Source organism: Streptomyces sp. URMC 129 (assembly GCF_051386415.1).
GTDB lineage: Bacteria > Actinomycetota > Actinomycetes > Streptomycetales > Streptomycetaceae > Streptomyces.
Genome location: NZ_JBPQTQ010000023.1, coordinates 16,215 through 27,905, shown reverse-complemented (window position 1 = coordinate 27,905; position 11,691 = coordinate 16,215). Strand labels below are relative to the sequence as shown.

Below are 11,691 nucleotides of genomic sequence, written 5' to 3'. Positions count from 1 at the left end.
CCATGAGCACCACCCCGCCCCGCCGCCGCCCCCTGGGCACGGGCCCGGGCACGGCACCGCCCCCCGGCGGCGGGGACCCCTCGCCGGATCCCGCGCCGGACGCCGGCGCCCCCGGGCAGGCCCCCGACGCCGCCCCGGCGGTGCCGCCGCCGGAAACCCCCGGACCCGGCCCGGCGCCCGGCCCCGGCGCCGCCGACGATCCCGGGCCGCCCCCCGGCGGCCCGGAGGAGGCGGACGACGGGCGGTTCAAGGTCGTGCTGGAGAACTTCGAGGGGCCCTTCGACCTGCTGCTCCAGCTGATCTCCCGGCACAAGCTCGACGTCACCGAGGTCGCGCTGTCCCGGGTCACCGACGAGTTCATGGCCCACATCCGGGCCATGGGGCCCGACTGGGATCTCGACCAGACCACCGAGTTCCTCGTCGTCGCCGCCACCCTCCTCGACCTCAAGGCCGCCCGGCTGCTGCCCACCGCCGAGGTCGAGGACGAGGCCGACCTCGCCCTCCTGGAGGCCCGCGACCTGCTCTTCGCCCGGTTGCTCCAGTACCGCGCGTACAAGCGCGTCGCCGACATCTTCGGCGACCGGCTCGCCGCCGAGGCCCTGCGGCATCCGCGCACCGTGGGACTGGAGCCCCACCACGCCGAGCTGCTGCCCGAGGTCGTCATCAGCGTCGGCGCCGAGGGCTTCGCCCGCCTCGCCGTCAAGGCCATGCAGCCCAAGCCCAAGCCGCAGGTCTACGTCGACCACATCCACGCCCCGCTGGTCAGTGTCCGCGAGCAGGCCGGGATCGTCATCGGGCGGCTGCGGGAGCTCAAGGAGGCGACGTTCGCGGAACTGGCCGCCGACGCCCCCGACACGCTCACCGTCGTCGCCCGGTTCCTCGCGCTCCTGGAGCTGTACCGCGAGCGCGCCGTCACGCTCGACCAGGAGGAGGCGCTCGGCCCGCTGGTCATCCGCTGGAGCGGCGCCGAGCCGGGGCGCGAGCTGGTCACCGACGAATTCGACCGGGACGTCACGCCGGAATCCGAGGAAGCATGATCGAGGAACTCAAGCCCGCCCTGGAGGCCGTCCTCATGGTCGTCGACGAGCCGGCCACCGAGGAGCACCTGGCCAAGGTGCTCGGCCATCCCCGCCGCGCGGTCGCCGACGCGCTGCGCGAGCTGGCCGACGAGTACGCCCGCGACCGCCGGGGTTTCGAGCTGCGGCTGATCGCCGGCGGCTGGCGCTACTACACCAGGCCGGAGTACGCCGAGGCCGTCGAGAGCTTCGTCCTGGACGGCCAGCAGGCGCGCCTCACGCAGGCCGCGCTGGAGACGCTGGCGGTCGTCGCGTACCGCCAGCCGGTCAGCCGTTCCCGCGTCTCCGCCATCCGCGGCGTGAACTGTGACGGTGTGATGCGGACCCTCCTCCAGCGCGGTCTGGTGGCCGAGGCGGGCACCGAACCCGAAACAGGTGCGATCCTGTACGTGACGACGCACTACTTCCTGGAACGGATGGGCCTGCGCGGCCTGGACGAACTCCCCGAGCTCGCGCCCTTCCTCCCGGAGGCGGAACAGGTCGAGGGCGAGAGCCAGGAGGGGGTGCCGTCGTTCGACGTCGACGACCTCGACGCGACCGACAGCGGCGACTCTCCAACGGATCATTGATGCGAAGCAGCGGCAGGAACAGCAACCGGAACTACCTGGGCGCGGGCAACAGCCGGGACGATCGGCGGCAGCCGGCCACCGGCCGGCCGCGCCCCGAGGAACGCCGGTACGGCCAGAGCGGCGGCCCGGGCGGATCCGGCGGGGCCGGTGGATCCGGCGGCCCCGGCGGCCAGGGCCGCAAGAAGCAGCGGCCGGCCCCGGCCCGCTCCCGCGAGTACGACGCCCAGATCGAGGAGCGCAACCGCGCCCGCCACGACAAGCCCGCCGTGCGGCTGCCCAAGACCTTCGGCGAGCAGGAGGGCGAGCGGCTGCAGAAGGTCCTGGCCCGCGCCGGGCTCGGCTCCCGCCGCGCCTGCGAGGAGCTGATCGAGCAGGCCAGGGTCGAGGTCAACGGCGAGATCGTCACCTCGCAGGGCCGGCGCGTGGACCCGGAGAGGGACGAGATCAAGGTCGACGGGCTGACCGTCGCCACCCAGTCGTACCTGTTCTTCGCCCTCAACAAGCCGGCCGGTGTCGTCTCCTCGATGGAGGACCCGGAGGGCCGCCAGTGCCTGGGCGACTACGTGCAGAACCGCGAGACGCGGCTCTTCCACGTGGGCCGGCTCGACACCGAGACCGAGGGCCTGATCCTGCTCACCAACCACGGCGAGCTGGCGCACCGCCTCACCCACCCCCGCTACGGCGTCGCCAAGACCTACCTCGCCGCCATCCAGGGCCCCATCCCGCGCGACCTCGGCAAGCGGCTGAAGGACGGGATCCGGCTGGAGGACGGCTTCGCCCGCGCCGACCACTTCCGCGTCGTGGAGAACACCGGGAAGAACTACCTGGTCGAGGTCACCCTGCACGAGGGCCGCAAGCACATCGTGCGCCGGATGCTGGCCGAGGCGGGCTTCCCGGTCGACAAGCTGGTGCGCACCAAGTTCGGCCCGATCGCGCTGGGCGACCAGAAGTCCGGCTGGCTGCGCCGGATGACCAACACCGAGGTCGGGCGGCTGATGAAGGAGGTCGGCCTCTGACCGGGGCCGGCCCGCCGTTCACGGACATTACGCTGGGACAATGCGCACCGCCCTCGTCATCGGCACCGGTCTGATAGGGACCTCCATCGCGCTCGCGCTCTCCGCCCGGGGCGTGCGGGTGCACCTGGAGGACCGCGACCCGGACCAGCCCCGTACCGCCTCGGCCCTCGGCGCCGGCACCGAGGACCCGCCCGAGGGCCCGGTGGAGCTGGCCGTCGTCGCCGTGCCGCCCGCGCACATCGCGGGCACCGTGGCCGCCCTCCAGCGGCGCGACGCGGCCCGCGCGTACGTGGACGTCGGCAGCGTCAAGGGCGGCCCCCGCCGCGAGCTGGCCGGGCTGGGCGGGGACCTGCGGACCTACCTGGGCACGCACCCCATGTCGGGCCGGGAGCGGTCCGGGCCGCTGGCCGCCACCGCCGACCTGTTCGAGGGCAAGCCGTGGGTGCTGACGCCGGTGCCCGAGACCGACACCGACGTGCTCAACCTGGTGCTGGAGCTGGTCGCGCTCTGCCGGGCCGTGCCGGTGGTGATGGACGCCGACGCCCACGACCGGGCCGTCGCCCTCGTCTCGCACACCCCGCAGCTCCTGTCCAGCCTGGTCGCCGCCCGGCTGGAGACCGCCGACGAGGCCGCGGTGCGGCTGTGCGGCCAGGGCATCCTCGACGTCACCCGCATCGCCGCCTCCGACCCCCGGATGTGGATCGACATCCTGTCCGCCAACCCCGGCCCGGTCGCGGACATCCTGTCCGAGCTGGCCGCCGACCTCGACGAGACGATCCGCTCGCTGCGCGCCATGGAGTCCGCCGACGAGGACAAGCGCGGCAGCGGCGCCGCCGGGATCGAGGCGGTGCTGCGGCGCGGCAACGCGGGCCGGGAGCGGGTCCCCGGCAAGCACGGCACCGCGCCCGCCGTGTACGAGACGGTGGCGGTGCTCATCACCGACCGGCCCGGGGAGCTGGCCCGGATCTTCGCGGACGCCGGCCGCGCCGGGGTCAACATCGAGGACGTCCGCATCGAGCACGCCACCGGGCAGCAGGCCGGCCTGGTCCAGCTCATGGTGGACCCGGCCGCGGCCCCTGTCCTCATCGGGTCGCTGCGGGAACGGGGCTGGTCCATCCGGCAGTAGCGGTGCCGGTAGGCTTCCCCCGTGGCGCCTCGCGGTGCCCCAGGGGGGCGGTCGGCCCCCGTATCCCGCCGAGGTCCTTCCTCCGCGCGCTCCCCGAGAGCACGTCAGCGAAGCATGAGAAAGGTGCGCACCGCCGTGGCTGATCTTCCCGCCCTTCCCGTCATCGTCGCCATCGATGGCCCCTCCGGCACGGGCAAGTCCAGCACGTCGAAGGCCGTGGCCGCGCGCATGGAGCTGGGCTATCTCGACACCGGCGCGCAGTACCGCGCCATGACGTGGTGGATGCTGGCCAACGGCATCGACGTCGACGACCCCGCGGCGGTGGCCGCCGCGGCGGCCAAGCCCACCATCGTCAGCGGCACCGACCCCAAGGCGCCCACCATCACCGTGGACGGCACGGACGTCTCCGGCCCGATCCGCGGCCAGGAGGTCACCGCGGCGGTCAGCGCGGTCAGCGCCGTTCCCGAGGTGCGCGCCCGGATCACCGAACTGCAGCGCGGCATCGCCGCCGAGGCGCCCGCGGGCATCGTGGTCGAGGGCCGCGACATCGGCACCACCGTGCTGCCGGACGCGGACGTCAAGATCTTCCTGACCGCCTCGCCCGAGGCCAGGGCCGCCCGCCGCAGCGCCGAGCTGAAGGGCAGGGAGGCCGCCGACGTGGCCGCCACCAAGGCCGCGCTCATCAAGCGGGACGCCGCCGACTCCGGCCGGAAGGCCTCCCCGCTGGCCAAGGCGGCCGACGCCACCGAGGTCGACACCACCGAACTCACCCTGCCCCAGGTCATCGAGTGCGTCGTCACCCTCATCGAAGAGCGGAAGCGGCGAGGGCGGTGACCGCGCCCGGCGTCCGCGGCGCCGCCGTCGGGCGCCGCATCGCCGCCGGCCTGGTCGGCGCCGGGTGGCGGACCCGGACGCTCGGCGCCTGGCGGGTCCCGGCGGCCGGGCCCGTGATCCTCGCGGGCAATCACGCGCACAACGTGGACGGGCCGGTCGTGATGGCCTGCTCGCCGCGTCCGGTGCGCTTCCTCGTCAAGCGCGAGGCGTTCGCCGGGCCGGCCGGCGTGTTCCTGCACGCCATCGGGCAGATCGACGTGGACCGGGGCCACCCGGACCGCGCCGCGGTCACCGCGGCGCTGGGCGTGCTGGAGGCCGGGGAAGTGCTGGGCATCTTCCCCGAGGGCACCCGCTCCGTGGGCGACTTCGCCGCCATCAGGTCCGGACTCGCGTACTTCGCGCTGCGCTCGGCGGCCTCCGTGGTGCCGGTCGCGGTGCTGGGCAGCGGTGACCGGCCAGGGCGGCTCATACCGGCACTGCCGCCGCTGCGCGGCCGGATCGACGTCGTGTTCGGGGAGCCGTTCACCGTGGAGGCCGGCGGCGGGCGGCGCACCAGGGCGGCGCTCGACGAGGCGACCGCGCGCATCCAGGCGCGGCTGACCGGTCATCTGAAGGACGCCAGGCGGCGCACCGGCCGCTGAGCGACACTTGACGGACAGCATCCGTCACCCACCCACCCCAACGGACCGAGGTACAGGACTCCATGAACGACCAGAACCACCCGGGCGCGCTCGGTGACGCCGAATACGCGGAGTTCATGGAGCTCGCCACCCAACAGGGCTTCGACGCCGAGGAGATCGAGGGCGAGCTGGCCGCCGCGGACAGCGGCCCGCTGCCGGTGCTGGCCGTCGTCGGCCGGCCCAATGTCGGCAAGTCCACTCTGGTGAACCGGATCCTGGGCCGCCGCGAGGCCGTGGTCGAGGACCGGCCCGGCGTCACCCGGGACCGCGTGACCTACGAGGCCGAGTGGGCGGGCCGCCGCTTCAAGGTCGTCGACACCGGCGGCTGGGAGCAGGACGTGCTGGGCATCCAGGCGTCGGTCGCCGCCCAGGCCGAGTTCGCCATCGAGGCCGCCGACGCCGTGGTCCTGGTGGTGGACGCCACGGTCGGCGCCACCGACACCGACGAGGCGGTGGTCAAGCTGCTGCGCCGGTCGGGGAAGCCGGTGGTGCTGTGCGCGAACAAGGTCGACGGGCCGTCGATGGAGGCCGAGGCCGCCTATCTGTGGTCCCTGGGCCTGGGCGAGCCGCACCCGGTCTCCGCGCTGCACGGCCGGGGCACCGGCGACATGCTCGACAAGGTGCTGGAGGTGATGCCGGAGGCCCCGGCCGACACGTTCGCCGACGCGGTCGGCGGGCCGCGCCGCATCGCGCTCATCGGCCGCCCGAATGTCGGCAAGTCGTCCCTGCTGAACAAGATCGCCGGGGAGGAGCGGGTCGTCGTGGACCCGGTGGCGGGCACCACCCGGGACCCGGTGGACGAGCTGATCGAGCTGGGCGGGAAGACCTGGCGATTCGTCGACACGGCCGGCATCAGGCGCCGCGTCCACCTCCAGGACGGCGCCGACTACTACGCCTCGCTGCGGACCGCCGCGGCCCTGGAGAAGGCCGAGGCGGCGGTTGTGCTGATCGACGTCAGCGAGCCGATCAGCGTGCAGGACACCCGCATCATCACCATGGCCGTCGACGCGGGCCGCGCCCTGGTCATCGCCTACAACAAGTGGGACACGATGGACGAGGAGCGGCGCTTCTACCTGGAGCGGGAGATCGAGCGGGACCTGGTCCAGGTCCGCTGGGCGCCCCGGGTCAACATCTCGGCGCGCACCGGCCGGCACATGGAGAAGCTGGTGCCGGCCATCGAGACGGCGCTGGAGAGCTGGGAGAGCCGGGTGCCGACGGGGAAGCTGAACGGCTTCCTCGGCGAGCTGATCGCCTCCCACCCGCACCCGGTGCGGGGCGGCAAGCAGCCGCGGATCCTGTTCGGCACCCAGGCGGGGACGCGCCCGCCGCGGTTCGTCCTGTTCGCCTCCGGCTTCCTGGAGGCGGGCTACCGCCGCTTCATCGAGCGGCGGCTGCGCGAGGAGTTCGGCTTCGAGGGCACCCCGATTCACCTGTCGGTGCGGGTGCGGGAGAAGCGCGGCCGGAAGAGCTGATCCGGCGGGCCGCCACGGGGCCGCCGACGGCCGTCTCAGCGGCCCCGGACGGCGGTGTGGCGGTCGTCCACCCCCTGCTGGCCGTGATGGCCGTGCGAGCCGTGCGCGGGCGGCGGCAGCGCCACGGCGGCGTAGACGGCGGCGGCCACCTCGGGCCGGTGCCGTCCGAGCTCCCGGAAGCCACTGCCGCCCGCGCCCGGGCCGTAGCCGGTGGCAAAGGCGCGGAAGCGCAGGTCCTCCTCGCCGGAGCGGTCCCCGGGCAGCGCCCGGAACAGCCTGCGGTACTCGTTGCACAGCGAGTCGTAGATCGGCGTCGCCGAGGCGGCGGGCCGGTCGTACGACGGGCGCATCCCGGGGATGCCCGAGGGCGGGGCGGCGTGACGGCGGCGGTGGCCGGAGTGGCCGGGCTGCTCCGGCGGTCTGGTGGGCTCGTATGGATGCACGCCCGTTCAACGACGGGACGCCGGGCCGGATGCGGGGCCGCGGGGCGGTGTACCTGATCGACCCAGCCCGGCCCGCCCGCTCAGGTACCGGCGAGCGGCATGGCCGCGGCCACCAGGAGGCCCCCGGCGGCGGCCTTCTCCAGCGCGTCGCGCAGCAGGTCCTCGCGCGGCTGCTTGCCGATGGAGCCGGCCGGGGCCGCGTAGACGAAGACGGTGTTCCGCTGGCTCGCCGAGGTCCGCCAGCCGTCCGTCACCGGCAGCGGCTGGTGCGCCTGCCACCAGGCGCTGGGCCGGCCGCCGGACGGGTCGCCCTGGAGGACCGCGTGCAGCCGTCCCATGGCCAGCAGCACCGACCAGCCGGGCAGCGGGGCGGGGGCCCGGTCCACGTCGGTCACCGGCAGGAAGCCCGCCTCGATGAGCAGCGGCAGGAAGTCGTCGCCCGGGCCGACGCTGCCGGGCCGGACGATCGGGCCGGTGGGCTCCACCACGATCGCCGGGTACAGGTCGCCGTCGATGACGATCTGGCCGCAGGTCACGCCGAGCACCGCCTGACCGGGCGCCGGGTCGACGGCCGGCGCGGGGGCCGGGGCGGCCGACGCGTCCCGCGCGGTGGGCGGGACGCTCTCGCCGGTGATGGACTGCACGGCGCCCCGCAGCTGCTCCTCGGAGACGGAGACCACCTGGGAGGGGATGCAGGAGGCGTGGGCGAAGGCGAGCACGGCGGTCTCGCCGCCCACGAAGAGAACGGTGCTGGTGCGTTCCTGCTCGGTGTGGCCCGGTGTGCGGCAGGACGTGCAGTCGTAGCTGCCGGGGGCGTTCTGGCCGGCGAGCAGACGATCGGCTTCTTCGTCGCCGATCTCGGCGCGTACGTCGTCGCTGACGTCGAGCAAGGGGGACACTGTCGCTCCTCGGTTCGGATCTCACCCCCGCCGCCGCGGCGGGGGCTCCGTGCACAACGGCCGGAGCGCCGTCCGGTCACGCCCCGGCGGCGCGGAATCGTCCGGCGGGGGGCCGGGATGACATGCGCATGGGCGTTCACTGTGTTCACCTGAACGGTGATCTCCGCCCGCCCGGGTATTCGGTCGCGGGGCCCCGGGAATGGTCTGCGGAATTTCCCGCCCGAGGGCTCCGGGGGAATGCGGCACACCCCGCAATTACAGAATGCGCACGTTACGCCGAACGGGGGAACAGACGGTGTGCTGTGACACAAGCGTGACCGTCCCCTGATCCTGGCGGGACTTCCGGGTGGTGGGCCGGGGGTCGTACGGTGGCGGCATGGCACCTCTTCCCCAGCAGCCGCGCACGCCCGACGACTCCCCGGAGGACTACGTCGGACTCGACGCCGACGCCGCCGAGCGGCGGGCGCGCGACCGCGGCTGGCCGAGGGTCCGCCGCCTGGCGCCCGACGCGGTCATCACCATGGAGTTCATGCCCGGGCGGCTGAATCTCGCCGTGCGGAACGGGGAAGTCGTCCGCTGCTGGCACGGCTGACCCCGGCCCCGCCGTGACGGTGGCCGGCGCGGTCAGCGGCTGTTGACGGGCCTGGCCGGGTGCTCGGGGCGTGCCGGGTGCGGCCGGCCGGGCTGCGGCTGGCGCATCCGGACACCGGTCATGCCGTGCGGGACGGCGCCCGGCCGCGCGCCCGCCACCGCGGGCTCCGTGCGGGGCCTGGTCTCCTCGCCGGCCTGCCGGGCCCCCGCGGGCACCGGCCGCGGGGCCACGTCGGTCACGTCGGTCACCGGCAGCGCGCCGCGCGGCGGCGCGTAGCCGCGCAGCCGGTCCCGGAGCGCGAACACCCGGCTCTCGACCCGGGCGATCAGCGGCTCGCACCACGGCAGCGCCAGCAGGACCAGCAGCCCGGCGGCCCAGCCCAGCAGCACGTCGCTCACCCAGTGGGTGCCGAGGTAGACGGTGGTCGCGCCGACGCCGAGCGCGAAGACGGACGCGATGACCGACAGTGAGCGCCGCGCGCCGGGGGTGGTGGCCAGGTACGCCAGGATTCCCCAGGTCACGACGGCGTTGGCGGTGTGTCCCGAGGGAAATATATCGCCGGTCAGGAACATCTCGTTCGAGCCGATGACGTTGGCGTAATGGGGGCCCTCGCGGCCCATCCCGAGCTTGGCCGCGCCGACCGAGGCGTTCAGCAGGAGCAGGGCGCAGGCCATCACCAGCAGGGGGCGGAGGGTCCGCTGCCGCCAGCAGCGCCAGCCCAGCCAGGCCGCGATCAGCACGGCGGTGGGGCCGCGCTGGCCGAGCACCACGAAATAGTCCAGAAACGCGTGCAGCGCCGGCCACTGCTTATAGGGCCGGAAGAGCATGACCTGCCAGTCGAGGCGGACCAGCCACGACGTGCTCCACACCGCCGCCACGATGGCCGCATAGAAGCCCAGGGTGGCCCAGAGCAGGGCCATGCGGGTGCGGCTCATAACAGGGGCCGGCACGTCGGGCGGCTGTGGCTCCTGTTCGAGGCGGGCCAGGAATCGGTCGGTACGCACGCTCGCAAGATTACAGGCGGTGATAGCGGGCTTCCCGCTCCGGCCCGCCTTCGTAATGGCGATGTGATGTATGACGGATATTTTCCGCCATCCTATTTCCCGGCTTTACGAAATGCTCGGCCGCGCGATTCGGTGGCACCGGATAATTCCCGGGACCCCTTCGGGCGCTTTCACTTTCGGTGTCCGGAGGTGAACGGCGCCCGGCGCGCGGACGGCCCGGACCGGGTCCCGGGGACGGGTGCGGGACCGGCGGGCGGGCTGCCGTAGTCTGGGTGACCATCTGCCCCCTTCACCATGCCCGGCAGGCGTGCCGCCGGGACTTCCCCCATGGTGCCGGGTGGCCTGCGCGATACCAGGAGGTGCGTTGATGGCCGGGGCGACCCCGCCCGGAACCCCCGCTCACCACGACCGCAACCGCTGGCTGGTCCTCGTCGTCCTCTGCGCCAGCCTGCTGCTGGTCGCCGTGGACGCCACCGTGCTCCACGTGGCGGTCCCCGCCGTCACCGAGGACCTGCGGCCCAGCGGTATGGAACTGCTGTGGATCGTCGACGTCTACCCGCTCGTCTGTGCTTCCCTGCTGATCCTCTTCGGCACCCTCGGCGACCGCGTCGGACGCCGCCGGGTGCTGCTCCTCGGCTACGGCTGCTTCGGCGCCGCCTCGGCCCTGGCCGCCTGCGCCACCGGCCCCGCCACCCTCATCGGCGCCCGGGCCCTGCTCGGCGTCGGCGGCGCGATGATCATGCCCGCGACCCTGTCGATCCTGCGCCAGGTCTTCCCGGACCGCCGGGAACGGGCCCTGGCCATCGGCATATGGAGCGCCGTCGCGGCCGTGGGCGCCGCGATAGGCCCGCTGGTCGGGGGCGTGCTGCTGGAGCACTTCTGGTGGGGCTCGGTCTTCCTGGTCAACATCCCGCTGATGGCGGTGTGCCTGCCGGTCGGCGCGCTGCTGCTGCCGGAGTCGACCGGCGACCGGTCGGGGCCGTGGGACGTGACGGGCGCCCTGCTCGCGGCGACCGGCCTGTTCTCCGTCATCCTCGCCGTGAAACGGGCCGGGGGCGGGGACCTGTTCACCGCCGGGACCGTGCTGGCGGCCGGGCTCGGCTGCGGGCTGCTGGTGATGTTCGTGCGCAGGCAGCGCCGCCTCGGCGAGCCGCTGATCGACCTGTCGGCGTTCTCCCGGCCCGCCTTCGGTACCGCCGTGGGCTGCATCGTGCTCACCGTGCTCGCCCTCGTCGGCCTCGCGCTGGTGGCCGCCCAGTACCTGCAACTGGTCCTCGGCCTCTCCCCGCTGGAGACCGGGCTGCGGCTGCTGCCGCTGAGCGTGGCCGCGGTCGGCGCCGGACTGCTCGGCTCCCGCATGCTGCACCGGCTCGGCCCGCGCCGGATGGTCGCCTTCGGCTTCGGGCTCACGGCGCTGGCCGTGCTGACCCTGGTCCTGCTCGGCGAGCACGATCAGCCGGCCGTGATGACGCTGGGTTTCGTGCTGCTGGGCTTCGGGCTGGAGACCACACTCTTCGGCTCCTACGAGTCGATGCTCAGCGACGCCCCGGCCGCCGAGGCCGGCGGGGCCGCGGCGATCGGGGAGACCGCGTACCAGTTCGGCGCGGGCATCGGCATCGCCCTGCTGGGCAGCGTGATGAACGCCATGTACGGGCCCGCCGTGCGCCGCGCGGAGGGCATCGAGGGGGTGGGCACCGCGGACGCCGAGGCCGCCGGGAACTCGCTGGGGGAGGCGTACACCGTGGCCGCCCGGCTCGGCGGCGCGTCCGGCGAGGCCCTGCGGGAGGCCGCCCGCGACGCCTTCGTGCACGGAATGCACATGACGCTCGTGGCCAGCGCCCTGCTGCTGCTGTGCGGCGCCCTGGCCGCGCTGCGCCTGCCGCGGGACCTCTGCGCGGGCCGCCGGGCCCCCGATGAGCAGGGGAGGAACGCGGAGCGGACACTCTTGCCCACCGGGATTACTCGCCCGTAACCTCCCGC

At 74.1% G+C, this 11,691-nt stretch carries 12 protein-coding genes; 9 read left to right on the top strand and 3 right to left on the bottom strand.

Going from position 1 to position 11,691, the window contains the following annotated elements; translation table 11 throughout:
• The first annotated feature begins 2 nt into the window (after window positions 1-2).
• From ACSNOC_RS07370 to der, 7 genes are all read left to right on the top strand, one after another.
• Window positions 3-1,037 (top strand): segregation and condensation protein A, encoded by a 1,035-nt coding sequence (locus tag ACSNOC_RS07370; RefSeq protein ID WP_436746452.1) that lies wholly within the window; start codon window positions 3-5, stop codon window positions 1,035-1,037.
• Window positions 1,034-1,645, top strand: a complete 612-nt coding sequence (gene scpB / locus ACSNOC_RS07365) for an SMC-Scp complex subunit ScpB (RefSeq protein ID WP_436746451.1) — start codon at window positions 1,034-1,036, stop codon at window positions 1,643-1,645. The genes ACSNOC_RS07370 and scpB overlap by 4 nt, the downstream gene beginning before the upstream one ends.
• Window positions 1,645-2,661 (top strand): pseudouridine synthase, encoded by a 1,017-nt coding sequence (locus ACSNOC_RS07360; RefSeq protein WP_436746450.1) that lies wholly within the window; start codon window positions 1,645-1,647, stop codon window positions 2,659-2,661. The genes scpB and ACSNOC_RS07360 overlap by 1 nt, the downstream gene beginning before the upstream one ends.
• Window positions 2,662-2,701: 40 nt before the next feature.
• The gene (locus tag ACSNOC_RS07355; protein WP_436746449.1) at window positions 2,702-3,787 is read left to right on the top strand and encodes a prephenate dehydrogenase; all 1,086 of its coding nucleotides are present in this window, start codon (window positions 2,702-2,704) and stop codon (window positions 3,785-3,787) included.
• A 114-nt stretch (window positions 3,788-3,901) separates the two neighbouring features.
• The gene (gene cmk / locus ACSNOC_RS07350; RefSeq protein ID WP_436746448.1) at window positions 3,902-4,621 is read left to right on the top strand and encodes a (d)CMP kinase; all 720 of its coding nucleotides are present in this window, start codon (window positions 3,902-3,904) and stop codon (window positions 4,619-4,621) included.
• On the top strand, window positions 4,618-5,262 hold the full coding sequence (locus tag ACSNOC_RS07345; protein ID WP_436746447.1) for a lysophospholipid acyltransferase family protein: 645 nt from the start codon (window positions 4,618-4,620) through the stop codon (window positions 5,260-5,262). Before cmk ends, ACSNOC_RS07345 begins: the two co-directional genes overlap by 4 nt.
• 62 nt (window positions 5,263-5,324) lie before the next feature.
• Window positions 5,325-6,773, top strand: coding sequence for a ribosome biogenesis GTPase Der (der, locus tag ACSNOC_RS07340; protein WP_436746446.1), 1,449 nt, complete (start codon window positions 5,325-5,327; stop codon window positions 6,771-6,773).
• A 35-nt stretch (window positions 6,774-6,808) separates the two neighbouring features.
• Here der and ACSNOC_RS07335 read toward each other — a convergent pair whose 3' ends face one another.
• Window positions 6,809-7,216 carry a hypothetical protein gene (locus ACSNOC_RS07335; protein ID WP_436746445.1) on the bottom strand — a complete coding sequence of 136 codons (408 nt, stop codon included), beginning with the start codon at window positions 7,214-7,216 and terminating at the stop codon, window positions 6,809-6,811.
• 80 nt (window positions 7,217-7,296) lie between these two features.
• Window positions 7,297-8,115 carry a hypothetical protein gene (locus tag ACSNOC_RS07330; protein ID WP_436746444.1) on the bottom strand — a complete coding sequence of 273 codons (819 nt, stop codon included), beginning with the start codon at window positions 8,113-8,115 and terminating at the stop codon, window positions 7,297-7,299.
• A 376-nt stretch (window positions 8,116-8,491) separates the two neighbouring features.
• Here ACSNOC_RS07330 and ACSNOC_RS07325 point away from each other — a divergent pair, with 376 nt between their 5' ends.
• On the top strand, window positions 8,492-8,707 hold the full coding sequence (locus ACSNOC_RS07325) for a hypothetical protein (protein ID WP_436746443.1): 216 nt from the start codon (window positions 8,492-8,494) through the stop codon (window positions 8,705-8,707).
• Window positions 8,708-8,739: 32 nt separating this feature from the next.
• Here the strand turns inward: ACSNOC_RS07325 and ACSNOC_RS07320 are convergent, their stop codons facing one another.
• Entirely contained in the window at window positions 8,740-9,711 is a 972-nt protein-coding gene (locus ACSNOC_RS07320; RefSeq protein WP_436746442.1) for a phosphatase PAP2 family protein, read from the bottom strand.
• 367 nt (window positions 9,712-10,078) lie between these two features.
• Between ACSNOC_RS07320 and ACSNOC_RS07315 the strand changes: the two genes are divergently transcribed.
• Entirely contained in the window at window positions 10,079-11,683 is a 1,605-nt protein-coding gene (locus ACSNOC_RS07315; protein WP_436746441.1) for an MFS transporter, read from the top strand.
• The last annotated feature ends 8 nt before the right edge of the window (window positions 11,684-11,691 follow it).